The organism is Streptomyces sp. NBC_00080 (genome assembly GCF_045041255.1).
Lineage (GTDB): Bacteria > Actinomycetota > Actinomycetes > Streptomycetales > Streptomycetaceae > Streptomyces > Streptomyces coriariae.
In genome coordinates this window covers 7,610,631-7,636,679 of the sequence record NZ_CP108235.1, presented here as the reverse complement: position 1 = coordinate 7,636,679, position 26,049 = coordinate 7,610,631, and the positions used below count along the sequence as shown (strand labels likewise).

General features: G+C 72.3%; 23 protein-coding genes. 6 read left to right on the top strand and 17 right to left on the bottom strand.

All coding sequences use genetic code 11. The annotated features are described in order from the left end of the window. Window position 1 precedes the first annotated feature (1 nt). The gene (locus tag OHU34_RS34065) at window positions 2-1,222 is read right to left on the bottom strand and encodes a glycoside hydrolase family 10 protein (protein ID WP_405769960.1); all 1,221 of its coding nucleotides are present in this window, start codon (window positions 1,220-1,222) and stop codon (window positions 2-4) included. A 182-nt stretch (window positions 1,223-1,404) separates the two neighbouring features. Here OHU34_RS34065 and OHU34_RS34060 point away from each other — a divergent pair, with 182 nt between their 5' ends. Both OHU34_RS34060 and OHU34_RS34055 read left to right on the top strand, forming a co-directional pair. Next, the gene (locus OHU34_RS34060; RefSeq protein WP_028807260.1) at window positions 1,405-2,277 is read left to right on the top strand and encodes a 3-hydroxybutyryl-CoA dehydrogenase; all 873 of its coding nucleotides are present in this window, start codon (window positions 1,405-1,407) and stop codon (window positions 2,275-2,277) included. 183 nt (window positions 2,278-2,460) lie between these two features. Further along, window positions 2,461-2,718, top strand: a complete 258-nt coding sequence (locus OHU34_RS34055) for a hypothetical protein (RefSeq protein ID WP_028807259.1) — start codon at window positions 2,461-2,463, stop codon at window positions 2,716-2,718. A 52-nt stretch (window positions 2,719-2,770) separates the two neighbouring features. On the opposite strand, the gene OHU34_RS34050 is transcribed toward OHU34_RS34055, so the two are convergent. The 10 genes from OHU34_RS34050 to infC all read right to left on the bottom strand — a co-directional run bounded on the left by OHU34_RS34050 (window position 2,771) and on the right by infC (window position 13,727). Further along, window positions 2,771-3,307: an NUDIX hydrolase gene (locus OHU34_RS34050; RefSeq protein WP_078616030.1), complete on the bottom strand. Its 537-nt coding sequence runs from the start codon at window positions 3,305-3,307 to the stop codon at window positions 2,771-2,773. Window positions 3,308-3,452: 145 nt separating this feature from the next. Then, on the bottom strand, window positions 3,453-4,793 hold the full coding sequence (locus OHU34_RS34045) for a transcriptional regulator (protein ID WP_142269440.1): 1,341 nt from the start codon (window positions 4,791-4,793) through the stop codon (window positions 3,453-3,455). Window positions 4,794-5,005: 212 nt separating this feature from the next. Beyond that, window positions 5,006-6,049: a PP2C family protein-serine/threonine phosphatase gene (locus tag OHU34_RS34040; RefSeq protein WP_405769956.1), complete on the bottom strand. Its 1,044-nt coding sequence runs from the start codon at window positions 6,047-6,049 to the stop codon at window positions 5,006-5,008. Window positions 6,050-6,265: 216 nt separating this feature from the next. Beyond that, window positions 6,266-8,788 carry a phenylalanine--tRNA ligase subunit beta gene (gene pheT / locus OHU34_RS34035; RefSeq protein ID WP_142269442.1) on the bottom strand — a complete coding sequence of 841 codons (2,523 nt, stop codon included), beginning with the start codon at window positions 8,786-8,788 and terminating at the stop codon, window positions 6,266-6,268. Beyond that, window positions 8,788-9,909 carry a phenylalanine--tRNA ligase subunit alpha gene (gene pheS / locus OHU34_RS34030; RefSeq protein ID WP_142269443.1) on the bottom strand — a complete coding sequence of 374 codons (1,122 nt, stop codon included), beginning with the start codon at window positions 9,907-9,909 and terminating at the stop codon, window positions 8,788-8,790. The genes pheT and pheS overlap by 1 nt, the downstream gene beginning before the upstream one ends. 151 nt (window positions 9,910-10,060) lie before the next feature. Further along, complete coding sequence (locus OHU34_RS34025; RefSeq protein WP_142269444.1) at window positions 10,061-11,200, bottom strand: ATP-binding protein; 1,140 nt, start codon at window positions 11,198-11,200, stop codon at window positions 10,061-10,063. A 53-nt stretch (window positions 11,201-11,253) separates the two neighbouring features. Further along, window positions 11,254-12,114 (bottom strand): TrmH family RNA methyltransferase, encoded by an 861-nt coding sequence (locus tag OHU34_RS34020; RefSeq protein WP_405769952.1) that lies wholly within the window; start codon window positions 12,112-12,114, stop codon window positions 11,254-11,256. A gap of 105 nt (window positions 12,115-12,219) precedes the next feature. Beyond that, window positions 12,220-12,603: a 50S ribosomal protein L20 gene (rplT, locus tag OHU34_RS34015; protein ID WP_020132316.1), complete on the bottom strand. Its 384-nt coding sequence runs from the start codon at window positions 12,601-12,603 to the stop codon at window positions 12,220-12,222. Window positions 12,604-12,702: 99 nt separating this feature from the next. Continuing rightward, window positions 12,703-12,897 carry a 50S ribosomal protein L35 gene (gene rpmI / locus OHU34_RS34010; protein WP_006607578.1) on the bottom strand — a complete coding sequence of 65 codons (195 nt, stop codon included), beginning with the start codon at window positions 12,895-12,897 and terminating at the stop codon, window positions 12,703-12,705. A gap of 107 nt (window positions 12,898-13,004) precedes the next feature. Further along, window positions 13,005-13,727, bottom strand: coding sequence for a translation initiation factor IF-3 (gene infC, locus OHU34_RS34005; RefSeq protein ID WP_078616029.1), 723 nt, complete (start codon window positions 13,725-13,727; stop codon window positions 13,005-13,007). A 370-nt stretch (window positions 13,728-14,097) separates the two neighbouring features. Here infC and OHU34_RS34000 point away from each other — a divergent pair, with 370 nt between their 5' ends. Then, window positions 14,098-14,475, top strand: a complete 378-nt coding sequence (locus OHU34_RS34000) for a DUF1844 domain-containing protein (protein WP_057606998.1) — start codon at window positions 14,098-14,100, stop codon at window positions 14,473-14,475. A gap of 52 nt (window positions 14,476-14,527) precedes the next feature. Here the strand turns inward: OHU34_RS34000 and OHU34_RS33995 are convergent, their stop codons facing one another. Then, window positions 14,528-15,259: an SseB family protein gene (locus OHU34_RS33995; protein WP_142269446.1), complete on the bottom strand. Its 732-nt coding sequence runs from the start codon at window positions 15,257-15,259 to the stop codon at window positions 14,528-14,530. Window positions 15,260-15,410: 151 nt separating this feature from the next. Between OHU34_RS33995 and OHU34_RS33990 the strand changes: the two genes are divergently transcribed. Then, window positions 15,411-16,412 (top strand): serine hydrolase, encoded by a 1,002-nt coding sequence (locus OHU34_RS33990; protein WP_142269447.1) that lies wholly within the window; start codon window positions 15,411-15,413, stop codon window positions 16,410-16,412. Window positions 16,413-16,425: 13 nt separating this feature from the next. Here the strand turns inward: OHU34_RS33990 and mycP are convergent, their stop codons facing one another. Both mycP and OHU34_RS33980 read right to left on the bottom strand, forming a co-directional pair. Beyond that, window positions 16,426-17,634 carry a type VII secretion-associated serine protease mycosin gene (gene mycP, locus OHU34_RS33985; RefSeq protein WP_405769947.1) on the bottom strand — a complete coding sequence of 403 codons (1,209 nt, stop codon included), beginning with the start codon at window positions 17,632-17,634 and terminating at the stop codon, window positions 16,426-16,428. After that, on the bottom strand, window positions 17,631-20,060 hold the full coding sequence (locus OHU34_RS33980) for a hypothetical protein (RefSeq protein ID WP_405769945.1): 2,430 nt from the start codon (window positions 20,058-20,060) through the stop codon (window positions 17,631-17,633). The genes mycP and OHU34_RS33980 overlap by 4 nt, the downstream gene beginning before the upstream one ends. A 281-nt stretch (window positions 20,061-20,341) precedes the next feature. On the opposite strand from OHU34_RS33980, the gene OHU34_RS33975 reads away from it, so the two are divergent. Next, the gene (locus OHU34_RS33975) at window positions 20,342-21,544 is read left to right on the top strand and encodes an amino acid deaminase/aldolase (RefSeq protein WP_142269449.1); all 1,203 of its coding nucleotides are present in this window, start codon (window positions 20,342-20,344) and stop codon (window positions 21,542-21,544) included. Window positions 21,545-21,564: 20 nt separating this feature from the next. Here OHU34_RS33975 and OHU34_RS33970 read toward each other — a convergent pair whose 3' ends face one another. The 3 genes from OHU34_RS33970 to OHU34_RS33960 all read right to left on the bottom strand — a co-directional run bounded on the left by OHU34_RS33970 (window position 21,565) and on the right by OHU34_RS33960 (window position 25,171). Continuing rightward, on the bottom strand, window positions 21,565-22,356 hold the full coding sequence (locus OHU34_RS33970; protein ID WP_020132308.1) for a 3-oxoacyl-ACP reductase: 792 nt from the start codon (window positions 22,354-22,356) through the stop codon (window positions 21,565-21,567). Then, on the bottom strand, window positions 22,353-23,738 hold the full coding sequence (locus tag OHU34_RS33965) for an aldehyde dehydrogenase (protein WP_230196408.1): 1,386 nt from the start codon (window positions 23,736-23,738) through the stop codon (window positions 22,353-22,355). The genes OHU34_RS33970 and OHU34_RS33965 overlap by 4 nt, the downstream gene beginning before the upstream one ends. Window positions 23,739-23,806: 68 nt before the next feature. Further along, window positions 23,807-25,171: a glutamine synthetase family protein gene (locus tag OHU34_RS33960; RefSeq protein ID WP_142269451.1), complete on the bottom strand. Its 1,365-nt coding sequence runs from the start codon at window positions 25,169-25,171 to the stop codon at window positions 23,807-23,809. A 105-nt stretch (window positions 25,172-25,276) separates the two neighbouring features. Here OHU34_RS33960 and OHU34_RS33955 point away from each other — a divergent pair, with 105 nt between their 5' ends. Continuing rightward, a complete protein-coding gene (locus OHU34_RS33955; RefSeq protein ID WP_142269452.1) occupies window positions 25,277-26,011 on the top strand; it encodes a FadR/GntR family transcriptional regulator in 735 nt (244 codons plus the stop codon). Window positions 26,012-26,049 lie beyond the last annotated feature (38 nt).

Sequence of the window (26,049 nt, the reverse complement as noted above, 5' to 3'; positions counted from 1 at the left end):
ATCAGCGCGGGGGCTCCGCCGGCTGCCGGTAGTGGTCGGCGACCACCCGCGCCATCGCCCCGATCCGGTCGGTCCGCACGTCCTTGGCGGCGAAGAAGACATGCCCGCGCACCTGTGGGTGGGCGGCGGCCAGGTCGAGGTGGTCCGACAGCTCGGCCGGGTCCTGCCAGGCCGCGGGCTGGGCCGGATCGCCCGCCCGGTACAGGGCCTCGCCGAGATAGAGCCGGGTACGGCTGCCCTTCGCCACCTGCGCCCACCAGGGCACGAGCTTGGCGTAGTCGGCGACCGAGAGCCCGATGTTCCAGTACAGCTGCGGGACGATGTAGTCGATCCAGCCCTCCCGCACCCACTTGCGGGTGTCCGCGTGGATGTCGTCGTACGACTGGAGCGCCCGGGTGTCCGAGCCGCGTGAGTCGGTGGAGGCGTTGCGCCACACCCCGAAGGGGCTGATCCCGAACTGGGTGGCGGGGCGTACCGCCTTGATCCGGGTGGCCGTCTCCAGCACCAGCTGGTCGACGTTGTCGCGCCGCCAGGCCGCCCGGCTGGGGAAGGCGCCGCCGTAGGTGTCGTACGCGGCCCCGTCGTCGAAGGTCTGGCCGGCCACCGGGTACGGGTAGAAGTAGTCGTCGAAGTGCACGGCGTCCAGGGGGTATTTCTTCACGGCGTCGAGGATCGCGTCCTGGACGAAGGCCCGGACCTCGGGCAGGCCCGGGTTGTAGTAGAGCTTCCCGCCGAAGGAGACCACCCACTGCGGGTGCCGGCGGGCGGGGTGGTAGGCGACGAGCCTCGAGGGGTCGTCATGGGTCGCGACCCGGTAGGGGTTGAACCAGGCGTGCAGCTGCAGGCCCCGCGCATGCGCCTCCGTGACGGCCGTGCCCAGCGGGTCCCAGCCCGGCGACCTGCCCTGGGTGCCGGTGAGCACCTGGGACCACGGTTCGTACGGGGAGGGCCACAGCGCGTCCGCCGTGGGCCGCACCTGGAAGATCACCGTGTTGAGCCGTCGGCTCACCGCCAGGTCGAGCATGGCGATCAGTTCGGCACGCTGGGCGGCGGCGGTCAGGCCGGGGCGGGACGGCCAGTCCCGGTTGCTGACGGTCGCCAGCCACATCCCCCGCATCTCGGTCGCCGCCCGCCGTTCCCTCGCGGGAGCGGCCGCCGCGCCCGTCGTGGTGAACGCCGACAGCGCTGCCAGCGCGAACGCCCGCCGGGTCAGTCGACCCATCGCACACATCCCCACACACTCTGCGGATCCGCTCGGTCACGGATCGTTTCGCGCTCCAGCATGCCTCCACCCCGGCGATCGATCATCGATACTTGCTAGTAACGTGCACGATCGGAGCAGGGCGGCCGAGACCCGGCAGACCTGCCCCGGCCATCTGAGTCAGCGCGGCGAAAGGGACTGATGTGACGGGCACCCCAGCGGGAGATCTCTCACGGGTCGGAGTGGTGGGCTGCGGCCAGATGGGAGCGGGCATCGCAGAGGTCTGCGCCCGCGCCGGTCTCGACGTCAAGGTCGCCGAGACGACCGGCGAAGCCCTGGAGATCGGCCGAACCCGGCTGTTGAACTCCCTGGCCAAGGCCGCCGAGCGCGGCAAGATCTCCGAGGAGGAGCGGGACGCCACCCTCGCCCGCCTCAGCTTCACCACCGATCTCGGCGAGTTCGCCGACCGTGACCTGGTCATCGAGGCCGTGGTCGAGAACGAGCAGGTCAAGACCGAGATCTTCCAGGTCCTCGACCAGGTCGTGACCCGTCCGGACGCGATCCTCGCCTCCAACACCTCCTCCATCCCGCTGGTGAAGCTGGCGGTCGCCACCTCGCGGCCCGACCACGTCGTCGGCATCCACTTCTTCAACCCGGCCCCTGTGCAGCAGCTCGTCGAGCTGATCCCGGCGCTGACCACCTCGGAGGGCACGCTCAGCCGGGCCCAGCTGTTCGCCGAGAAGATGCTGGGCAAGCACGCCATCCGCGCCCAGGACCGCTCCGGCTTCGTCGTCAACGCGCTGCTGATCCCCTACCTGCTCTCCGCCATCCGGATGTTCGAGACGGGCATCGCCAGCCGCGAGGACATCGACAACGGCATGGAGATGGGCTGCGCCCACCCGATGGGCCCGCTGAAGCTGTCCGACCTGATCGGCCTGGACACCGTCGCCTCGGTGGCGCAGAGCATGTACGACGAGTACAAGGAGCCGCTGTACGCCGCTCCCCCGCTGCTCCAGCGCATGGTCGACGCGGGCCGGCTGGGCCGCAAGACCGGCTCGGGCTTCTACGCCTACTGATCACCCACCGTGATTCCCGTGGGCCCGGCTCTCCTCGGAGCGCCGGGCCCACGGCATTCACACGCCGTGTGCGCCACGGGTCCGCATATGCCCGGCGCACACTCTCCCCGTCGGCCCACCAGGCGAGTTCACTCATCATGCGCATGCAAGGGATGTGAGACGACTACGGAAAGGAGCGGCCACGTGACCGCCGACCCCGAACATCCCGTGGTTCATGGAGAACTCGCAGAGTTACGTCGCCGGCTCGATGTGGCGTACGCCCGCGTCGAGGGCGGGCTGGCCCTGCTGTCCCACCGCACGGAGCAGACCGCCAAGGAACTGGACGAGCTGCACACCCGCATGATCTCGCTGGAACACGCACGCTGGCCGCTGCCCTCGCTCGCGGCGCTCACGGCCCTGGGGGCACTGGTCGCGACGGTCTGGCAGGCGCTGGCCCACTGAACCTCGGCGGGTCCACGGCCGGTCCACGGCGGGTCCACGGCCCGTCCCGCGGCTAGCCCTCGGCGAGCCTGAGGTGGTGCAGCAGCATCAACGCGGCCACCATGTTGGCGGCCGGGACCTCCCCCCGGGCGACCAGATCGGGAACGACCTTGAGGGGGACCCATTCCCGGCGGTCCGACTCGAAGTCGTCCACCGGGTGTCCCACGTACTCGCCGTGCTCCGACCAGTAGATGTGATGGACGGCGTCGGTGAGCCCGTTGGACGGCTCCACGCTCATCAGGTGGCGCAGCGGCCCCGGCCGCCAGCCGGTCTCCTCCTCGAGTTCCCTGGCGGCCGCGCGGACGATGTCCTCGCCGTCCTCGACGACTCCCGCCGCGAGTTCCCAGCCCCAGCTGTCGGTGATGAAGCGGTGGCGCCACAACAGGAGAACCTCGTTGGCCCGGTTCACGACCGTCGCGACCGCGACCGGCCTCAGCCGTATGAGGAAGTGGTCGAGGTGCCGGCCGTCGGGCAGCTCCACATCTGCCAGGTTGACGCTGAACCAGCGGTTTTCATACACAGTTTGTTCGTTCTGTTTCGTCCACTGCACGGTTCTGCCACCTTCCGTCGAGTGAGTGGCAATATCGCAGCAGGAACTGTCCAGCGTCGGCGTAGCCGCCGGTGCGGATGACTGTGTAGGTGTCGTGTCGGTGTCGCTGTCGGTGTCGTGGGTCGGATACCCCGCTGCGCCCCGCCTACAGCGGTACGCGCAGTGCCCCGTCGATGAGTTCGGCGGCCTCGGCCGTGCCCGCGCAGTCGCTGCGCACCAGATGTTCGCGCACCGCCCGGAGTCTGTCGCGCAGGCGCTGGGACTCCATGCCCCTGGCCTGTTCGGCCATCTGCACCGCGGTGACCACCGCCTTGTCGGCGTTGCCCTGGCGCAGTTCGATCGTGCTGAGCATGGCGAGCCGGTGCACCCGTCCCCGGTCGTGCGCCGGGGTGTCGACGGCGGCCGCGGCGTGCTCGGCGGCGGCGGCCAGGTCGCCGAGGCTGAGCAGCGCCTCCGCCACCTGGACGTTGACCAGGCCCGGTTGGACATAGCCGGTCTCGTCGGGCTCGTGTCCGCGCCGGATGCGATCGGCGGCGGTTTCGGCACGCCGGATGCACGACAGGGCGCTCGTACCGTCGCCGAGGTGGGCGTACGCCTTGGCCTGCATCGCGTACAGGTCGGAGGCGAGGGCGGGCGTGATGTGCCGGCCCGCCGCCCGCAGCGCCGCCTCCGCGAAGGCGACGGCCTGCCGGTACTCCCGCATGAACAGCGACTGGTTGACGAGGAGGGCGATGACGTACGCCCCGAGTCCCCGGTCCCCGCTGGCCTTTGCCAGCCGCAGCGCCTGGTGGAAGTAGCGCTGCGCCAGGCCGTGCGCGTCCGAGTCGTACGCGCAGATCCCCGCGACCGCGACCAACCCGCCTGTGGCCCGGTGCAGTTGACGGCCCGTCTCGTCGGTGTAGCTGCCACGCAGCAGGGGCGCCGTCTCCGCGTTGAGGAAGCCGACGACACGGCTGCGGGTCGCGATGCCGCCCGCCTTGCGGTACATCTGCTCGTAGTGGGCGCGGGCGGCCCGCAGCATCTCGATGTCGGCCGAGGTGACACGATGCCGGCCGCCCCGGGAGACGTCGACGTCCTCCGGCGGGTTCTCCCACTCCCACACCGGCATCACGGCCGGCGTGCCGGTCACCGCGGGCGCCCCCAGAAGGTGCGAGCGTTGCTGCTCGTCGGAGCGCCACAGCGCGGTGGCCCGCTCGACGAAGCCGGAGAGCGAGGTGCCGTGCGGGCCGGCCGGTTCGCCCGGCACGCCGAGGCCGATGTCGTCGAGGGTGACCGGCCGGTGCAGCCGCCCCGCGAGCACCTCACAGATCAGGTCGGGCACCTGGCCCCGCGGCCGCTGGCCCTTCAGCCAGCGGGCCACCGCCGTGTGCTCGTACCGCAGGGCGAGTCCGCGGGCCCGTCCGGCCTGGTTGACGTGGGCGGCGAGGCCCGCGTGCGAGACGCCCGCCTCGTCCAGGATCGCGTCGAGCAGAGTGTTGGGCTGCATGGGTGCCCCCCGGGTGCCTCGGTGCCGTCAGAGTAGTGGCTCCGTCCTCACACGGGGTGTGAACGGAGTACGCGCATCCGCAGGGTGCGCGCGCTGTCGCGGAGCGTTTACGGTCGGTTGACTGAAATGCCTCGCAAGAGGTTCGCCGGGCCGTCGGCTCCCCCCTCATAAAGCGACGGCCCGGCGATTCGCTCCGCGGGTCGGGCGGGGGACTATCGGTGCGTGGTCGGCTGCGGGTGTGTCGTGGCGGGTCGCGCGGTTCCCCGCGCCCCTGAGGTGGGTGCGGGAAGCCGCCCGTTCCGAAGCACCAGTACGGCGATGTCGTCGGTCGGTCCGGCCGCCGTGTGACGGAGAAGTGCCGTCAGTACCGCGCGCAGGATCTGCTGGGCCGTGACGGGGTGGTCCCGCACCGCCTTCTCCAGCGTTCCCGACAAGGAGAAGAACCTGCCCCGGGTGTCCCTGGCGTCCTCGGCGCCGTCCGTGAACAGGACCACGGACTCACCCCGGAGCAACCGACCGCAGGGCATGGGCGAGAGGTCGACCGGCAGCGGGAACGGGCCCAGGGGCGGCAGCGGATCCGCCCGCGACAACACCCGCACGCTCGTGCCGCTCAGCAGATACGGCCAGGGATGCCCGCAGTTGAGAACGTGCAGCTCGCCGTCCTCCCGGATCTCGAGCACCAGCACGGTGACGAACTCCTCGGCGACCGTGGCGTCGGGAGTGTCCCGGGCCCGTTCGCGCAGGTGCCGCTCCAGGGCACGTTCCAGGCGGCGCAGGACGCGGCCGAGGTCGTGTTCGTCGTGGGCCGCCTCGCGGAAGCTGCCGAGGAGGGCGGCGACGGTACCGAGCGCGGGAAGCCCGTGCCCGCGGACGTCGCCCATCACGACCCGCACACCGTGCTCGGTGGCGATCACCTCGTACAGGTCACCGCCCACGCTCGCGCCCCGGTCCGCGGAGAGCTGTGCGGCCGCCACGTTCAGCCCGTCGACGCGCGGCGGCGGCGGGCGCAGCACCACGCTCTGCGCGGCCCCGGCGACCCGCCGCGCCTGCTCGAGCTCACGCACCAGGGCCTGCCGCATGTGGAGTATCAGCCCGGTACCGACGGCGAAGAAGACGGCACTGGTGACGATCCTGGCCAGCAGTCCGTCCTGTCGGGCCGACGGACAGGACAGCTTGTAGGTGATCGCCAGGGCGCCCCAGGCCGTGGGCAGCCCCAGCGGGAGGGCCCGGCGCAACGGCCGCCTGATGCCGAACATGTCGTTGGTCCCCCGTCCAGGCCCCGACAACGCAGATCGGACCGGCCCCGAGAGGCCGGTCCGATTCTGTCGAGGTCACGGCCCGGAAAACCAGACCACCCGGAGATCTCACCCGAAGGAGTGAGGTAACCGAGGAAGCGCCCCCAGGGGTGCGGGGAACTGCGCGGCCGGCCACGACGCCGTCGCGGTCGGCCGGGAACCGCAGCTCCCCCACGCCTAACCGCGCAGCACCGCTCCCGTACGCTCGCCCGCCAGGGCAACCGCCGCGTCCCTCGCGGCCGACGCCTCGTCGACGGTCAGCGTCCGGTCGCCCGCACGGAAGCGCAACGCGTACGCGAGCGACTTCCGCCCGTCACCGAGCTGCTCCGCGTTCTCGTACACGTCGAACAGCCGGATCCCCTCCAGCAGTTCACCCGCGCCTTCGCGCAGCGCGGCCTCGACCTCGGCGTGCGGGACGAACCTGTCGACGACGAGGGCGACGTCCTGCGTGGCCACCGGGAACGCCGAGATCCTCGGCGCCTGGGGCGTGTCGTCGCCGACCTGCTCCAGCACGTCGAGGTCCAGCTCCATCGCGGAGGTGCGCGAGGGCAGCCCCAGGGCCTTCAGCACCCGCGGGTGCAGTTCACCGGCATGGCCCACGACGCGCTCGGCACCGTCCACGACGACCAGCAGCCGGGCGCACCGGCCCGGGTGCCACGGCCCGTACTGGCCACTGCGGACGACCAGTTCGGCCCCCGCCTCACGGGCGACGGCACGCGCCGCCTCCACGGCGTCGGCCCACTCCGCCGGGCGGCCCTTGCCCCACCAGCCGGCCTGCTCGCGGGCGCCCGCGAGCACGACGGCCACATGGCGCGGCTGTGCGGGCAGCACGGCGTCCAGGGACGCGATCTCCTCTTCGGTGGGGCGGCGGTCGACGGGCAGGTGCCCGGCGACGCGCTGCTCCTCCTGCGGGAGGAACACCAGCCCGGTCTCGAAGAGCGCCAGGTCGTGCGAGCCCCGGCCGTCGTTGCGGCGCAGGGCGGCCAACAGGCCCGGCAGCAGCGACGTGCGGAGCGCGGGCTCCTCGTCGTTGAGCGGGTTCGTCAGCCGGACGACACGGCGGGCCGGGTCGTCGGCGTCCAGGCCGAGCTGGTCGAAGACCTGCTCGCCGATGAACGGGTAGTTCGGCGCCTCGACATAGCCGGAGCCGGCCAGGGCGCGGCCGACGCGGCGGTGCAGGCGCTGGCGGTGGGTGAGACCACGGCCGGAGGGCGGCTTGGGCAGCGTGGAGGGCAGGTTCTCGTAGCCCTCCAGCCGGATGACCTCCTCCGCCAGGTCGTTGACCTCGGCGAGGTCGGGCCGCCAGGACGGGACGGTGACGATCAGCTCGTCCTGCCCGTACACGTCGCAGCCGATCTCCTGGAGACGGCGGACGACCGTCTCCCGGCCGTACTCCACACCCGCGACCTTGTCCGGGTGGTTCGCCGGGACGCTGATCGTGTGCGGGCCGGAGGGGGCGATGATCTCCGTGACGCCCGCGTCGGCCGTACCGCCCGCGAGCAGGACCAGCAGGTCGACCGTGCGCTGTGCGGCGGCCGCCGCGGCCTGCGGGTCGACACCGCGCTCGAAGCGCCGGGACGCCTCGGAGGACAGCTTGTGCCGGCGGGCCGTACGCGCGATGGACACCGCGTCGAAGTGGGCGGCCTCGATGACCACGTCGGTCGTCGAGGCGCCCCCGTTCTCGGCGACCTCGTGGTCGGCGATCTCGGTGTTGGCGCCGCCCATGACACCGGCGAGGCCGATGGGGCCGCGGTCGTCGGTGATCACCAGGTCCTCGGCGTGCAGCTCGCGTGTCGCCCCGTCGAGGGTGACGATCCGCTCGCCCTCGACGGCCCGGCGCACGCCGATGGTGCCCTGGACCAGCGAACGGTCGTAGGCGTGCAGCGGCTGGCCGATCTCCATCATCACGTAGTTGGTGATGTCGACGGCGAGCGAGATCGGGCGCATGCCGACCTTCTGGAGCCGGCGCGTCAGCCAGATCGGGGAGCGCGCCTCGGGGCTCAGACCGGTGACGGTGCGCGCGGTGAAGCGGTCGCACCCCATCGGATCGGAGACCTGCACCGGGTAGCCGAAGGCGTTCGGCGCCGGTACGTCGATCAGCGCCGGGTCGCGCAGCGGCAGACCGTAGGCGATGGCGACCTCGCGGGCGACACCCCGGATGGACAGGCAGTCGCCGCGGTTGGCGGTGACGGCGATGTCCAGGACCTCGTCGACCAGTTCGAGCAGCTCGATGGCGTCCTTGCCGACCTCGGTCTCCGGCGGCAGCACGATGATGCCGTGGCTGCCGTCGTCGCCCATGCCCAGCTCGTCGCCGGAGCAGATCATGCCGTGGGAGGTCTTGCCGTACGTCTTGCGCGCGGCGATCGCGAAGTTGCCGGGCAGGACGGCGCCCGGGAGGACCACGACGACCTTGTCGCCGACGGCGAAGTTGCGGGCGCCGCAGACGATCTCCTGGGGCTCACCGGTGCCGTTGGCGGTGCCGACGTCGACGGTGCAGAAGCGGATCGGCTTCTTGAAGCCCTCGAGCTCCTCGATGGTGAGCACCTGGCCCACGACGAGGGGGCCCTTGAGGTCGGCGCCGAGCGGCTCGACGGTCTCCACCTCGAGGCCCGCCGACACGAGCTTGGCCTGCACGTCACGGCCGGTCTCGGTGGCCGGCAGGTCGACGTACTCCCGCAGCCAGGAAAGCGGGACCCGCATCAGATCTCCATCCCGAACGGCCGGGTGAACCGGACGTCACCCTCGACCATGTCTCGCATGTCTTCGACGTTGTGGCGGAACATCAGCATCCGCTCGATGCCGAACCCGAAGGCGAACCCGCTGTACTTCTCCGGGTCGACGCCGCAGGCGGCCAGCACCTTGGGGTTGACCATGCCGCAGCCGCCGAGCTCGATCCAGCCCTCGCTGGAACAGGTGCGGCAGGGGCGGTCGGGGTTGCCGACGGACTCGCCGCGGCAGACGTAGCACACCATGTCCATCTCGGCGGACGGCTCGGTGAAGGGGAAGAAGTTCGGCCGCAGCCGGGTCTTCATGCCCTCGCCGAACAGCGACTGGACCATGTGGTCCAGGGTGCCCTTGAGGTCGGCCATGGTCAGGCCCTCGTCCACGGCCAGCAGCTCGACCTGGTGGAAGACCGGGGTGTGCGTCGCGTCCAGCTCGTCGGTGCGGTACACGCGGCCGGGGCAGATCACGTACACCGGCAGCTCACGGCCGAGCAGCGAGCGGATCTGGACCGGCGAGGTGTGGGTGCGCAGCACGACACCGGACTCGGTGCCGCCCTGCGGGCCCTGCACGAAGAACGTGTCGGCCTCGCCGCGGGCCGGGTGGTCCGGGCCGATGTTGAGCGCGTCGAAGTTGAACCACTCGGCCTCGACCTGCGGGCCCTCGGCGACCTCGTAGCCCATGGCCACGAAGACGTCCTCGATGCGCTCCGACAGCGTGGTGAGCGGGTGGCGGGCGCCGGCCGGCTCGCGGTCGTACGGCAGTGTGACGTCCACCGCCTCCTCGACGAGCACGCGCTGGTCACGCTCGGCCTCGAGCTCCTCCTGGCGGGCGGCGAGGGCCTTGTTCACGGCGCCCCGGGCCTGGCCGACCAGCTTGCCGGCGGCCGCCTTGGCGTGCGGCGGCAGGGCGCCGATCTCTCGGTTGGCCAGGGCCAGCGGGGAGGTGCCGCCGGTGTGCGCGACCTTGGCCTCCTGGAGCGCGTCGAGGGAGTCCGCGGCTGCGAAGGCGGCGAGCGCCTCGTCCCGCATGCGCTCGATCTCTTCCGGTTTCAAGGCCTCGACCTCTACTGGGTCGTACGACTTATTCGGTGCCGACATCTCTTCCCGTGCTTCCGGTTGGCTGGCTGAAGGTCCCCGTCACCGACTCACGCAGAGGTCAGAGGGCCGTCCATGGGACACAAAGGTGCCAAAGGCCGAGTCTAACGGGGTGGAGGTATACGGATGCGCCCGCGGGCTGCCCGGCCGGCTCTCAGGTGAGATATGCCGGGGTGCTCACGGGCAACGTAAATCGGAACTCGGCGCCGCCACCCGGAGCGCGGCCGACCGTGATGATGCCGCCGTGGGCTTCGACGATGCCCTTGACGATGTACAGCCCGAGGCCCGTGCCGCCGCGCTTGCTGCCCCGCCAGAAGCGGGTGAAGACGCGGTTCATGGACTCCTCCGGGATGCCTGCGCCCTCGTCGCTCACGGTGACCGACGTGCCGGTGTCCTCTCCCTCACGGGGGGACGCGGCGGGCGTGACATCGATCGTGACGGTTCCCTCGCCGTGGCGCACCGCATTTTCGATGAGGTTGCTGAGCACCTGGTCGACCTTGTCGGGGTCGGCCCACAGGGCGGGCAACGGCTGCTCGATGCGCAGCAGGAACCGGTCGGCGGGCTGACCGGCGGCGACGTAGGCCTGGATGTGCCGGCCCACGGCCGCGCCCATGTCGACGGGCTGACGGCGCACCTCCAGCCGTCCCGAGTCGATGCGCGAGATGTCGAGCAGCTCGGCGATGAGGCGGGTGACCCGGTCCGCGTCGGCGTCGACGGTCTCCAGCATCAGCCGTTTCTGGTCGTCGGTGAACCTGGACCACTTGGCGAGCAGGGTGGCGGTGAAGCCCTTGACCGAGGTCAGGGGCGAGCGCAGCTCGTGGGCGACGGTGGCGATCAGCTCGGCGTGGCTGCGTTCGGTGCGGCGGCGGGCCTCGGTGTCGCGGATCGAGACGACGACCCGGCGGACCGGTCCGGTGGGTTCGCCGCGGACGTACCGCACGGTGACGAGCACCTCGCGGCCCCCCGGCAGCAGCAGGTTGCGCTCCGGCTGCCCGACCCGGATGGCGAGACCGCCGTAGGGGTCGGTCAGCTGCCACCAGCGGCGGCCTTCGAGGTCCTCCAGCGGCAGCGCGGTCTCGAGCCGCCGACCGAGGGCGTCCTCGGCGGGGACGGCGGTGATGCGCTGGGCGGCGGCGTTGAAACAGACGACGTGCCCGTGTTCGTCGGCGACCACGAGCCCGTCGGGCAGGTCGTCGGGGTCGATGCCGAGACCGGCGAGGTCACCGGCCGGCCGGGGTGCGCAGGCGTCGGGAACGGCCTGCGCATCCCGTGTACCGCTCATGCCGACGCTCATTCCCCGTACCCCACCTCTCAGACGACTGAGGGGCCCCCGAGCTGGTCACCCTACTAGCTCTCGGTGACGGAGCGGCACCCTCCGGAGGCACGCTGTGCACGGGCCGATGCATAGAGACATACGGCGGCGGCGGTCGCGAGGTTCAGGCTCTCGGCCTTCCCGTGGATCGGAACCCGCACGACGGCGTCCGCGAGGTCCCGGGTCTCCTCCGGGAGCCCCCAGGCCTCGTTCCCGAACACCCACGCCGTGGGCCCGCCCATCGTCCGCTTGTCCAGCTCGTCGTCGAGGTCGTCGTCCCCGGCGCCGTCGGCGGCGAGGATCCGCACCCTGGCGTCCTTCAGCCCGGCCACGGCCTGTTCGACGGGGACCCCGACCGCCACGGGGAGGTGGAAGAGGGAGCCCACGGAGGCGCGGACGGCCTTGGGGTTGTAGAGGTCCACGGAGGCGTCGGTCAGTACGACGGCGTCGGCACCCGCGGCGTCCGCGCACCGCAGGACGGTGCCGGCGTTGCCGGGGTCGCGCACATGGGCCAGTACGGCGACCAGCTTCGGCCGGGCGGCGAGGATCTCCTCGAAGGGCGTGTCCAGGAACCGGCAGATCCCGACCAGCCCCTGCGGGGTGACGGTGGTGGAGATGTCCTCGATGACCTGTTCGTCGGCGCGGTGCACGCGGGCGCCGACGGCGCGGGCCTCGCCGATGATGTCGGCGTACCGCTCCGCGGCCTCGACGGTGGCGAACAGCTCCACGAGGGTCGCGTCGCCGCCGGCCCGGTGCGCGGCCGCCTCCCGCACGGCCTGCGGTCCCTCCGCGAGAAACAGCCGTTCCTTGCCCCGGAAGTTCCGCTTGGCGAGCCGCCGGGCGGCGGAGACCCGGGGGGAGCGGGGGGAGATCGGCTCGGGGGTGGCGGAGAGCATGGGCGGTTCGCTTTCACCAGTCACTCGGGTACGGACACAGCAGGACCCGCAGGCCGCTGAAGCCTGCGGGTCCTCAAGTCACGTCGGCTCAACGCCGGCGCGGCGTCACGCGGCCTTGGGCGCGTTCACGTCCGCGGGGAGGGCCTTCTGCGCGACCTCGACCAGCGCGGCGAACGCGGTGGCGTCGTTCACGGCCAGCTCGGCGAGGATCTTGCGGTCGACCTCGATGTTCGCGGCGTTCAGACCCTGGATGAAGCGGTTGTACGTGATGCCGTTGGCGCGGGCAGCCGCGTTGATGCGCTGGATCCACAGCCGACGGAAGTCGCCCTTGCGCTTCTTGCGGTCGTTGTAGTTGTAGACCAGCGAGTGGGTGACCTGCTCCTTGGCCTTGCGGTACAGGCGCGAACGCTGACCGCGGTAGCCGGAGGCCGCCTCGAGGATCGCCCGGCGCTTCTTGTGGGCGTTGACTGCCCGCTTGACGCGTGCCACTTGTTTAACTCCTTGTAGCGGGGTCGTGGTTGGACTCACACGACCCGGAATCGATTGGGTCCCGGTCTGAGATCAGGCGCGCGTCACGCGCGCCCGACGTCACTTGCCGAGAAGCTTCTTGATCTTCGCGGCGTCGCCCGGGGCCATCTCGGCGTTGCCGGTGAGGCGACGCGTCACGCGGGACGACTTGTGCTCGAGCAGGTGGCGCTTGCCGGCGCGCTCACGGAGCACCTTGCCGGAGCCGGTGATCTTGAAGCGCTTGCTGGCACCGCTGTGCGTCTTGTTCTTCGGCATAGCGCCGTTATCTCCTCGTCGGTGGCGTTCCGGTGCCCGGTCGTGAAACCGGGCACGGCGGAACGTCGCTTGTATCGGTTACGTCCTTGGGACTCGCGTCCCGCGGATCACGCCTCGGCGGAAGCCTCGGCAGGGGCCTCGGCGTCAGCCTCGGCGCTCACGACGTCGGATTCGACGTCGCCCTCGGCGTTGACGGCGTCGGCATCCGCGGCGTTCTGCGAACGGCCCGGGTTGGCCTTCGCCTCGGCCTTGCGGGCCTCCTGCGCCTGACGGGCCTCGGCCATCGCCTCGGTCTTCTTCTTGTGCGGACCGAGAACCATGATCATGTTTCGGCCGTCCTGCTTCGGGTTCGACTCGATGAACCCGAGGTCCTGGACGTCCTCCGCGAGACGCTGGAGCAGTCGGTAGCCCAGCTCGGGCCGGGACTGCTCACGACCGCGGAACATGATCGTGATCTTGACCTTGTCGCCCTGCTTGAGGAACCGAACGACGTGACCCTTCTTGGTGTCATAGTCGTGCGGGTCGATCTTCGGCCGGAGCTTCATCTCCTTGATGACCGTGTGCGCCTGGTTCTTGCGCGCCTCACGGGCCTTCATGGCCGACTCGTACTTGAACTTCCCGTAGTCCATGAGCTTGCAGACCGGCGGACGGGCGTTCGCCGCGACCTCGACCAGGTCCAGGTCGTACTCCTGGGCAAGCTCCAGTGCCTTGGCCAGGGGGACGATGCCCACCTGCTCGCCACTGGGACCGACAAGTCGCACCTCTGGAACGCGAATCCGGTCGTTGATGCGGGGCTCGGCGCTGATGGATCCTCCTAGATAGCACCACACGGCAGTCTGGCGAACGGCCGCGTAACGTCTTGGTTGTTAGTCCTTTAACCACGCCGAAGCACAAAAAATGCCCCGAACGATCACATGCGGGGCTCCAAGCACTACCGGAGCACCGCCGCGTGAACGCGGGGCGCACTACCGGGCGACTCCATCGTCCGTACGGAACGATGGTGGCCGCCTGACCGGGGTGACCCGCCGTCCGTGAGGACAGTCGGGTGGGAGTTCGGAGCCTCCACTTGTGGGCCGGGCCCGCCTGCTGAGGGGCACGCGTGTCCGACCGGTCGTTACACGAGATTAGCAGTCTGCGCCAGGAACGGCCAATCGAGCCTCGGTACGGGGACCGGGCCGGCCTGCGCCTATCGTGTGGGGCATGAGTGACTCCTCCCCCGCCGGCTCCGCCGAGACCCCCGGCGCCCCCGACTTCGACGAGATGACCCGCGACATCGCCGAGGTCCCCGCCGTCGAGGTGATCGTGACGGTCGCCGTCAACCTCATGAGCGCCGCCGCCGTGAAGCTGGGGCTCACCGAGGAGGGCGACAAGTACAAGGACCTCGACGAGGCCCGCAAGCTGATCCACGCCCTCGCCGGCCTGCTGGACGGAAGCGCGACCGAGATCAGCTCCTTCCACGCGGCGCCGCTGCGCGACGGTCTGAAGTCGCTCCAGTTGGCGTTCCGCGAGGCGTCGATCGTCCCGGACGAGCCGGGCCAGGGTCCGGGCGAGAAGTACACGGGCCCGATCTACGGCTGAGCCCGCTTCTCCGCTTCTCCGCTTCTTCCGCTGGGCAGGCGCAGCCGCCGGTTCAGCTCTTCACGTACAGGGGCTCGCCCGGAGGCGTCGTCCCGGCCGGCAGCAGTGCCAGGTCGAGGCCGCGCACCAGGCGGGCCCTCAGTGTCTCGTCGGCGGCGAGCCGCCCGGCCACCGACCGGGCCGCCTCGGCGGGGACGGCGGCCGGGTCGAGGACGAGGGCGAGGGTGCCGTCCGCCTGCCCCGGCCCGAGATGGGCGCTGAGGACCTCGGGTTCGGCGGCGACCGCGGCCCGTACCGCCGCCCGCACCGCCGGATCGGCGAGCGGGTCGGTCGACGTACGGCCCTCGGCGAGCGCCAGCAGCGCCGGCCCCGTCAGTTCGAAGGCCACCGGTCCCGCCAGGTCGAGGACGACCGTGTCCGCCTTCTCGTGGGCGGCCGCCTGGAGCGCCTGGTGAAGCGGTACGGCGACCGGACGGGCCTCGGGGTCCCAGCGGGCGAGCGAGTCCGTGGACGTGAACGCGGGCAGCGCGGTGCGACCGCCCGCCTTCAGCGTGGGCACGGCCATGTCGCTGGTCTTCTCGCGGCGCAGTCCGTTCTCGTCCTCCTCCACCTCGCCCAGTACGGCCACCACGGGCACCAGGAGCCGAGCGCCCTTGAGGGCCGCGAGGACCGGGCCCACGGCGGTGCGGTCCTCGGCCCAGGCGGCGAGCGCCGCGCTCAGCCGGGGGTCGGCGGAGCCGTCGTCGTCGGAGAAGCCGGAGTCGGGAATGTTCTTGTTCGCCACGGTCGTCGACCCTATCGGGGGGATGATGCTGTGCTTGTGCGGGGCCCGAAACACGGCGGTGACGCCTTTCACCGGATTCTCAGACATCCCTGACGTGCCTCTAACCTCCGTCTAACGGTGCGCACAGTCGCCGCCCCGAGCATCGACGGTCATGGAGTCCTCCAGAGCACGTCGCAACCGCCGCGCTCGATCCTCCCGGCGCCGTCCGCTCCTGTGCACCGCGCTCGCCGCGGTCGCCGTCCTCGGGGCGACGGCGGGCGGGACCGTTTACGTGAAGGCACAGGCGCATTCGGGAACCCCGGTCGTATCGTCGTCCTCCGCGACGCCGTCGGCGTCCGGTCCGGGGAGCGGAAAGGTGTCGGTGGAGACGGTGGCGGCGCCCGAGGTGGATCACGACGCGCTGCTGGCGTCCGCGATGAAGTCGGTGACCGTGCCGGGCGACGCGGCCGTGTCCGTGGCCGTGCTCGACCTCGACTCCGGTGACGACGCCACGTACGGCGGGAGCGCCTTCGACACGGCGAGCATCGTCAAGGTGGACATCCTGGCGACGCTGCTGCTCCAGGCACAGGACGCGGACCGCCGTCTCACCGCGGCCGAGAAGACGTACGCCACCGCGATGATCGAGAACAGCGACAACGACTCGGCGTCGGCGCTGTGGCGGATCATCGGCAAGGCGCAGGGGCTCGACGCCGCGAACGAGCGGTTCGGGCTGACGGACACCGCGGGCGGCGACGACATGCTGTGGGGGCTGACGCAGACCACGGCCGCCGATCAGCTCACCCTGCTCCAGCAGGTCTTCGGGGACGACTCGGAGCTGAGCGAGGCGTCGCGGACGTATCTCCGGGGCCTGATGGGGCAGATAGCCGTCGACCAGCGCTGGGGAGTCTCGGCGGCGGCCGACGGGTCCTCGTGGGCGCTGAAGAACGGCTGGCTGGCGCGCAGCACGACCGGACTGTGGGACATCAACAGCATCGGCCGGGTGACCGTCGACGGCCACGACTGTCTGGTGGCCGTGCTGTCGAACGGCAACGCGACGCAGACGGCCGGGATCTCACTGGTCGAGCAGGTGGCGCGGACGGCGGTGTCGGCGCTGCGGGACGGTGACGCTTCGACGTCGGCCTCCGCGTCGGCCTCGCCGTCCGCGGACGACTAGCCGACGAGCCTCGTCACGGCTGGAGCGTCTCGTGGGCCCCGGGCCGGTCGCGCTCGCGGCGGCCGCGCCACAGGAAGACCGCCGCCACCACCAGCACTCCCCCGGCACCGCCCGCGAGCAGGCCCGCCCAGTCCGCCGTGTCGTCGTCCGCCTTCGGCTTGTCCGGGCCGGAGCCGAAGTACTGCTCGCCGTAGGCCGCCGATTGCAGGCCCTCCGGCTTGAGGTCGGCGGCGGCCGTGATCGCGGCGGCCGGGTCGATGAACCCGAAGCCGCGGGAGTCGTCGCGCCCGCCGGTGGGGGCGTTGCGGGCGGTGTCCTCCAGGAGCTTCTTGATCTGGGCCGGCGTGAGCCCTGGCCGGGCACCCTTGATGAGCGCCACGGCACCCGAGACGAAGGCGGATGCGGCGCTGGTCCCCCAGCCCTCGTAGTACTTGTGGTCCGGGTCGGCGATGACGACGTCGACGCCGGGCGCGCTGACCGTGGCGTACCAGCGGCGGGTGGAGAAGGAGGCACGGGTGCCGTAGCGGTCGACGGCCGTCGCGGCGATGACGCCCGGGTAGGCGGCCGGATAGGAGATGTGGTCGCCCTTCTCGCCGCCGTTGCCGGCCGAGGCGACGACGACCGAGCCCTTCTTCAGCGCGTACTGGACGGCCTCGTCCTCGGCGGGCTCGGGGTGGGCGGAGGCGGAGTCGTCGCCGAGGGAGAGGTTGATGACGTCGGCACCCTGGTCGGCGGCCCAGCGGATGCCCTCGGCAAGGGCGTTGCCCCGGGTGTTGCGGGCCTTGGTGCGCTGCGGGTCGCCGTCCTCCAGGATCACGCGGACGGGCAGGATCTTCGCCTCCGGAGCGACGCCCAGCACGCCGTCGGTGTTGCCGCTGCCATGGCCGTGACCGGCGATGATGCCGGCCATCGCGGTGCCGTGGCGGGCCCACGCGCGGTCACCGGGGCCGGCTCCGAAGCCGACCATGTCCTTGCCGGTGAGCACGTTGCCGGTGAGGTCGGGGTGGTCGGCCTCGACGCCGGTGTCCAGGACGGCGACGGTGATGCCCGCCCCCTTGGTGGTCTGCCAGGCCTCCTGGGTGTGCAGGGCCTCCAGTGCCCACTGCTTGGCACGGATGCCGTCGGCGTAGGCGGTGGAGGGCGGCACGAGGGCCACGGTGGCGGCGAGGAGACAGCACAGGAGCCCGGCCCTGCGGGTCGTACGGCTCGTACGGATGCTCATGAGGGCTGCTCCGAGGGCGTGACGGCGGTCTTGCGCAGGCCGCGCTCGATGCGGTCGGCGAGGCCCTGGGCCTCGTTGCCGAGGCCCGCCTGGGCGGGGGCCGTGGTGGCGCCCGCCGCGGTGGCCGCCGGGGCGGACTGCGGGGTGTCGACCACGCGGCCGTCGGCCCAGCCGGAGACGGCGTAGACGACGACGGGAGCGTCGGTGAGGACGGAGACCGTCCACGCCGCGCGCTGCTTGTCGCCGAAGGCGGCGGCGACGGTGCCCTTCACGGCGTACGGCCGGGGCATCAGATCGGCCCGATCCGCCAGCTTCTCCTTGGTGAAGCGGGTGTCGAGCGCACGCATGGCGGCCGCGTCGGCCGTCGTGAACAGCAGCCCGACGGTGGTCACGTAGCTCTGGGTGGCGTCGGTGTAGGTGGCCCGCAGGAGCCGCTGACAGCCGACCGGGGCGAGGGTCTTGAGCAGCAGCGGGTCGAAGGCGTCGGCGCAGCCGCCGTCCGGGGCGACGGCGATCCGCGTCCAGGTGCGGTCGGCGCCGCCGGGACCGGCGCCCTGACCGTCGACCGTGGGCGGGAACAGCTGATCGACCGGCACGTTGTGCCACAGACCGCCGGCGGTGGTGTAGCTACTGCGCTCGGCGGCGTCCGCCGAGTCCCCGACCAGCCAACTGCCGGTGACCGCACCGCCGATGAGCCCCATGCCGAGGACGACACAGACGGCGGCCGCGACGACGCGTCCCCGCCGGCCGAGAATCCCCGACATGTCCCTGTACCCCTCGGGGCGCGCGAAGGTCACCACGGGCCTGGTGGCACCGAGGGCGCCGCCCGGGGCCATGGGAGCGCTCCACGACAGGGAGGGATCGGGGCCGCTCGCCGCCCCCGGGCCGCCGTCGGTCCGCTGCGGAGCCTTTGGCGCGGGGGTCGCGGCAGGGACGGGCGGCACGGCGAACCCGGGCTGCCGCACGGCCGCCCCGGGGCTCCAGGCCGGCCCGTCGTCCGTCACCGCCTGGCCCGCCTGGGAGTCACCGCGCAGACCGCCCCCCGCGCCCTCCGCCTCCGTCTCCCGCCGACTCCGCCCGGGCGCGGGCACCCAACTCCGGGGCAACGGCGACCAGGCGCTGTCGGACGCGGACCCGGCCGCGGACGAGGGGTCACCCGTCGAGCCCGCGGGACGGGAGGACGGCGGCGGGCCGGCGGGCCGGGAGGGCGGCGGCGGAACGACGGGGCGGGTGCCCGCGCCGGAGGAGGGGAAGTCGGCCGCGGCGGCAGGCCGGGAGCTGCCCGAGCCACTGGGGTACGCACCCGAACCCGCGGAGAAGAGGTCGCCCGAGTCGGCGGAACGCGAACCGTTCGAGCCGGCGGAACGCGAGGTACTCGGACCGGCGGGACGTGAGCCGTTCTGGCCTGCGGGGCGTGAGCTGCCCGGACCTGCGGGAGGGGAGCCGCCCGGGTCGGCGGAACGGGAGCCGTTCCAGCCGGCGGGACGGGAGCTGTCCGAGTCGGTGCGACGAGTGCCCGCGGGACTGGCAGTTCCGCCGGGAAGGGAGCCCTCGGGGCCGGCGGGACGCGGGAGACCGTCACCGGAGGGACGGGCGCCGGCGGTGCCGGTGGGAGGGGAGCCGTCGGGGCCGGCCGGGCGGGTGGCCTCCCCGTCGGCGGGACGGGGAGCAGCCGTACCGGGGCGCGGGGCGGCGCCGCCCGGGCCTGCGGGACGCGAGTCCTCCGAGGAGGCGGGGCGGGTGGCCGGCCTGGTGGGCCGGGGGGCGCGGCGGAAGTCGTGGGGCGGGGCCGGACGGGCGGCGTGGGGGGCGGCCGGGCGTTCTTCGGCTCGCGGTGGCGTCCCGGCGTCGTCGCGTCGTGGGGCCGGGGCGGGCCGGGCCGGCTGCGGCGGGATGTCCGGGAAACGGGCCGACGCGGGCGGCGGGGGCGGGGGCGGGGTCATGGCGTCCGTGTGCTGGGCCCGCAGGTCGGTGAAGCGGGGGGCGGTGCGGGAAGGGGAGGAATCCGTGCCCGCCGAAGGGAAGCGGCCCCCGGCAGAGGGGAGGCCGTCCCCGGGGGAAGGGAAGCCGTCCCCCGAGGCGGGGAAGTCGTCCCCGGATGTGGGCTCGCCCTGGGCGGTCGCCTTCGCTTCGGCCGAGCCGGGATGCGCACCGTGCGTGGGCTCCCGTTCAGCCCGCTGCCGCGGTCGGCCGGTCGGCGTCCGGGGCGGCGCGGCGGGCTCCCGCGGCTCGGCGGCGGGGGTCGCCCGGCGCGCGGGGTCGCGTCGCGGCGGCTCGGCGGCTGCCTGGCCGCCGCTCTCCCGGTCCGTCGGGGCCGTCGGGGGCTGGGCCGGGCGGGGCGGGGTGGCGGGCCGGGGCGGGACACCGGGGTGGGGCGGCACGTCCGGACGCGGGGGGACCGAGGCGCGGCGTGCTTCCGTACTCATGCACCCCCCGTTTCCTCGTCCCCGGGCCGTCGTTCTGGTACGCGGGCGGTCGGTCTCGTGCCCGGGCGGCCCGGCGCGGACACGACAGTCCGCCCTGGGCACGCATACCCGCACGGACGGACCGGCATCCCGACACGGTTGCCCGGTCGGAGCCGTCCTCCATGCGTGCGCGTCACTCTACGGCTTGTCGCCGGGCGAACGGGAACCAGTCCGCGACGCCCGGGGCTTCTGCCCGGAACGTCCCCCTACCCTGCGGTAATCCTGTCTGGCAGGCTTCGTTCATGACTGCGCGCGCCGCCGACCGGGCCCGTTACGACCGGGCCACCGCCCATCTCGACGCACCTCTCGCCCTCGTGGACCTGGACGCCTTCGACGCCAACGCCGAGGATCTGGTCCGCCGGGCCGGCGGCAAGCCGATCCGTGTCGCCAGCAAGTCCGTACGCTGCCGGACGCTGCTGGAACGCGTCCTGGCGAAGGACGGCTTCGCCGGCATCATGTCGTTCACCCTCGCCGAGTCCCTGTGGCTGGCCCGGTCCGGGTTCGACGACATCCTCCTCGCCTACCCGTCGGCCGACCGCACCGCCTTCGCCGAACTGGCCGCCGACCCCAAGCTCGCCGCCGCCGTCACCGTCATGGTCGACGACGTCTCCCAGCTCGACCTCATCGACGGCGCGCGCGGCGAAGGGCGCGAAGTCATCCGGGTCTGCCTGGAGTTGGACACCGCGCTGAAGTTCCTCGGCGGCCGGGTCCGGGTCGGCGCCCTGCGCTCGCCGCTGCACTCCCCCGCCCAGGTCGCCGACGTGGCGCGGGCGGTCGCCCGGCGGCCCGGTTTCAAGGTCGTGGGGATCATGGCCTACGAGGGGCACATCGCCGGGGTCGGCGACGCCGTCGCCGGGCGGCCCTTCCGGTCCCGGGCCATCCGGCTGATGCAGGCCACCGCCCGGCGCGAGCTCGCCGAGCGCCGCGCCGCGGTCGTGCGCGCGGTGCGGGCCGTCGTACCGGATCTGGAGTACGTCAACGGCGGCGGCACCGGCAGTGTGCAGCACACCGCCGCCGAGGACGCGGTCACCGAGATCGCGGCCGGGTCGGGGCTGTACGTGCCGCGTCTGTTCGACAACTACACGTCCTTCAGCGGCCGTCCGGCGGCCCTGTTCGCCCAGCCCGTCGTCCGGCGGCCGGGGGTGGGGATCGTCACCGTGCTCGGCGGCGGGTATCCCGCGTCCGGTGCCGCGGGGCCCGACCGGCTGCCCGTGCCGTACCTGCCGGAAGGGCTGCGCTACGACCCCCAGGAGGGTCCGGGCGAGGTGCAGACGCCGCTGCTCGGCTCGCCCGCCGACGATCTGCTGATCGGCGACAAGGTGTGGTTCCGGCACGCGAAGGCCGGTGAGCTGTGCGAGCGGTTCGACGTGCTGCACCTCGTCCAGGGGGACGCGGTGACGGCGACCGTGCCGACCTACCGGGGTGAGGGGCGGACCTTCCTGTAGGCGGCCGGCCGTGGGGCGTCCTAGAGCGGGGTCACGTAGGCCCCGGAGATCCCGCCGTCCACCAGGAAGTCGGAGGCGTTGACGAAGGAGGAGTCGTCGCTGGCCAGGAAGGCGACGGCGGCGGCGATCTCCTCGGCCTCGGCGAACCGGCCGACGGGGATGTGGACCAGCCTGCGGGCGGCCCGCTCCGGGTCCGTGGCGAACAGCTCCTGGAGCAGCGGGGTGTTGACCGGCCCCGGGCAGAGGGCGTTCACGCGGATGCCCTCACGGGCGAACTGCACGCCCAGCTCACGGGACATGGCGAGGACGCCGCCCTTGGACGCCGTGTACGAGATCTGCGAGGTGGCGGCGCCCATCCGGGCCACGAAGGACGCCGTGTTGATGATGGAGCCCCTGCCCTGGCGCCGCATGTAGGGAAGCGCGGCCTTGCAGCACAGGTAGACGGAGGTCAGGTTGACCTCCTGGACGCGCTTCCAGGCCTCGAGGCCGGTCTCCAGGATGGAGTCGTCGTCGGGCGGGGAGATGCCGGCGTTGTTGAAGGCGATGTCGACGCTGCCGTAGGTGTCGTAGGCGGCCTTGAACAGCGCCTCGACCTGCTCGGGGTCGGTGACGTCAACCTTCACGAAGGTCCCGCCGACCTCCTCGGCGGCCGCCTTGCCGCGGGTCTCGTCGACATCGCCGCAGACGACGTGCGCGCCCTCCGAGGCGAGCCGGCGCGCGGTGGCGAGGCCGATGCCGCTGCCGGCTCCGGTGATGACTGCGGTGCGGCCGACCAGACGGCGGCAGATGATCTCGTCAGGCGATGCGGTCACTGTGCGGGGCCCTCCGTGCTGATGAAGACGTTCTTGGTTTCGGTGAAGGCGGTCAGGGCGTCCGGACCCAGTTCACGGCCGACGCCGGACTGCTTGTAGCCGCCGAACGGGGTCCAGTAGCGGACGCTGGAGTGGGAGTTGACGGACAGGTTGCCGGCCCGGACCGCCTGGGAGACGCGCAGCGCCCGGCCGACGTCCCGGGTCCAGATGGAGCCGGAGAGGCCGTAGGGGGTGTCGTCGGCGAGCCGAATCGCGTCCGCCTCGTCGGTGAAGGGGAGCAGTACGGCGACGGGGCCGAAGATCTCCTCGCGGGCGGCGGGCGAGTCGGGTGCGGCGCCGGTGAGGACGGTCGGCGGGAACCAGAAGCCGGGGCCGTCGGGGGCGGTGCCGCGCAGTGCCTCGGCGTCGTCCGGGACGAACGACCGTACGCGGTCGACCTGTTGCCGGGAGATCAGCGGGCCCATCCGGGTCTTCTCGTCGGCCGGGTCGCCGACCGTCACGGCGGCCAGTTCCCGCGCCAGGTGGTCGGCCACCTCGTCGTAGACCGATTCCTGGACGAGGACACGGGTGCGGGCGCAGCAGTCCTGGCCGGAGTTGTCGAGGAAGGAGAAGGGATCGACCGCGGCCTTCAGGTCGGCGTCCGCGAAGACGATGTTGGGGCTCTTGCCGCCGAGTTCCAGGGTGACCGGCTTGACCTGCCGGGCGCAGCGTTCCATGACCTCGCGACCGGTGCGGGTGGAGCCCGTGAACACGATCTTCGCCACGCCCGGGTGGTCGACGAGCGCGCGGCCTGCGACGGCTCCGTGTCCGGGCAGGACCTGGAAGAGGTGCTCCGGCAGGCCCGCCTCCAGGGCCAGTTCGGCCAGGCGCAGGGCGGTGAGCGGGGTGGTCTCGGCGGGCTTGAGGACGACGGCGTTGCCTGCCGCGAGGGCCGGGAAGGAGCCCCAGGCGGCGATGGGCATCGGGAAGTTCCAGGGGGCGATCACCCCGACCACGCCGAGCGGCTCCTGGAAGGTGATGTTCCAGCCGCCGGGTACGGGGATCTGGCGGCCCAGGAGCCGCTCGACGCCGCCGGCCGCGTACAGGAGCAGGTCGCGGGCGTTGCCGGCCTCCCAGCGGGCGTTCCCGAGGAGGTGGCCGGCCTCGCGGACCTCGAGGAGCGCCAGTTCCTCGACGTGTGCGTCGACGACGTCGGCGAAGCGGCGCAGCAGCCGGGCCCGGTCGGCCGGGGCGGCTGCAGCCCAGGCCTTCCGGGCGGCGCCGGCGCGGGCGACCGCGCGGTCCACGTCGGCCGCGTCCGCGGCCGGGACGGTGGCGACGATCTCCTCGGTGGCCGGATTGAGAACGATCAGCTCGTGCGGAAGCGACTGCGCGTCGGACAAGGAGGGACCGGGCAGGGAGGGACCGGACAAGGAAGGGCCTTTCGCGGGCGGGTGCACGGGCGGGTGCGTCAGAGACGTTCGAAGGAGCGGCGCAGCTCCCAGTCGGTGACCGCCGCGTCGAAGGCCTCCAGCTCGACGCGTGCCATGTTGCGGTAGTGCGCGACGACCTCCTCGCCGAACGCGGCCAGCGCGATCGGGCTGTCCGCCCAGATCTCGGCGGCTTCGCGCAGGGTGGTCGGGACGTGTGCGTACTCGGCGGTGTAGGCGTTGCCGGGACAGGCCTCGGGCAGCTCCAGCTTCTGTTCGATGCCGTACAGGCCCGCCGCGACCAGGCCCGCGACCGCGAGATGCGGGTTGACGTCGCCGCCGGGCAACCGGTTCTCGAAGCGCATCGAGCGGCCGTGGCCGACGACGCGGAGGGAGCAGGTGCGGTTGTCGTATCCCCAGGCGACGGCGGTCGGGGCGAAGGAGCCCGGCTGGAACCGCTTGTAGGAGTTGATGTTCGGGGCGTAGAGGAGGGAGAAGTCGCGCAGGGCGGCGAGCTGTCCGGCGAGGAAGTGCCGCATGACGTCGGACATCCCCCCTTCCCCGTCGCCGGCCATGACGTTGGTGCCGTCGGCGTCGGTGAGCGAGAGGTGGATGTGGCAGGAGTTGCCCTCGCGCTCGTTGAACTTGGCCATGAAGGTCAGCGAGACGCCCTCCTGGGCGGCGATCTCCTTGGCGCCGGTCTTGTAGATCGCGTGCTGGTCGCAGGTGACCAGGGCCTCGTCGTAGCGGAAGGCGATCTCGTGCTGGCCGGGGTTGCACTCGCCCTTGGCGGACTCGACGGTGAGTCCGGCGCCGGCCATCTCGTTGCGGATGCGGCGCAGCAGTGGCTCGACCCGGCCGGTGCCGAGCACCGAGTAGTCGACGTTGTACTGGTTGACCGGGGTGAGTCCGCGGTAGTTCGCGTCCCAGGCGGCCTCGTAGCTGTCCTTGAAGACGATGAACTCCAGCTCGGTGCCGACCTGGGCCGTGAAACCGTGCCCGGCGAGGCGCTCCAGCTGGCGGCGCAGGATCTGGCGCGGCGCGGCGACCACGGGCGATCCGTCGTTCCAGGCCAGGTCGGCGATGAGCAGCGCGGTACCGGCGTTCCACGGGACGCGGCGCAGGGTCGACAGGTCGGGGCGCATGGCGAAGTCGCCGTAGCCGCTCTCCCAGGAGGACATGGCGTACCCGTCGACGGTGTTCATGTCCGTGTCGACGGCGAGGAGGTAGTTGCAGCCCTCGGTGCCGTGCTGGAGGACCTCGTCGAGGAAGAACCGGGCGGCGAACCGCTTGCCCTGGAGACGCCCTTGCATGTCGGGGAAGGCCAGGACGACAGTGTCGATCTCACCGCTCGCGACGTGAGCGTGCAGCTCCTCGACGCCGAGCGGGGGTGTGCGGTCTGCCACGGGAAGGGCCTCCTTCGGCTTCCCCGGCTCCCCCGTCTTCTTCGGGCGGGCCGGGAGCCATAAGGTATTGCGGAGAACCATTGCTTGGGAAGGGGGCACGGCCAGATGTCGGTGGACGCTGACGGCGGACCGGACGACCGGTTGACGCCGGTATTGCGGCCGGTGCGGGCCGGGAACGGCTTCGAGGAGGCGCTGGAGCAGATTCTCCAGGTGGTACGGCTGGGCCTGGTGCCGGGCGGCGAACGGCTGCCGGCCGAGCGGGACCTGGCGGAGCGGCTCGGGATCAGCCGGGTGACGCTGCGCGAGGTACTGAAGGTCCTCCAGGACCAGGGCCTGGTCGAGTCCCGACGGGGCCGCTACGGCGGAACGTTCGTGCTGCCGCGTACGGACGCCGGTGGCGAGGACGAGCTGCGGCGGCGGATCGCGGAGGTCGACATCGAGGACGTGCTGCGCTTCCGTGAGGTGCTCGAGGTGGGCGCGGCGGGCCTGTGCGCGACGCACGGGCTGACGGACGAACAGGCGGAGCGCCTGCGCGACGCGCTGGCCCGCACGGCGGACGCGCCGCTGGCCGACTACCGCCGCCTGGACACGATGCTCCACCTCACCCTGGCCGAGCTGTGCGGCTCGCCCTCGCTGACCGCGCGGTACGCGGCGGTCCGGGCCACGGTGAACGACCTGCTCGACTGCATCCCGCTCCTGGTGCGCAACCTGGAGCACTCGCAGCGGCAGCATCTCGCGCTGGTGGAGGCGGTGCTGGACGGGGACGCGGACGGGGCGCGGGAGATGATGCGGGAGCACTGCGCGGGGACGGCCGCCCTGCTCAGGGGCTTCCTGACGTGAAAAGGTATGCCTACGATCCATTGCGGCGATCCCTTGCG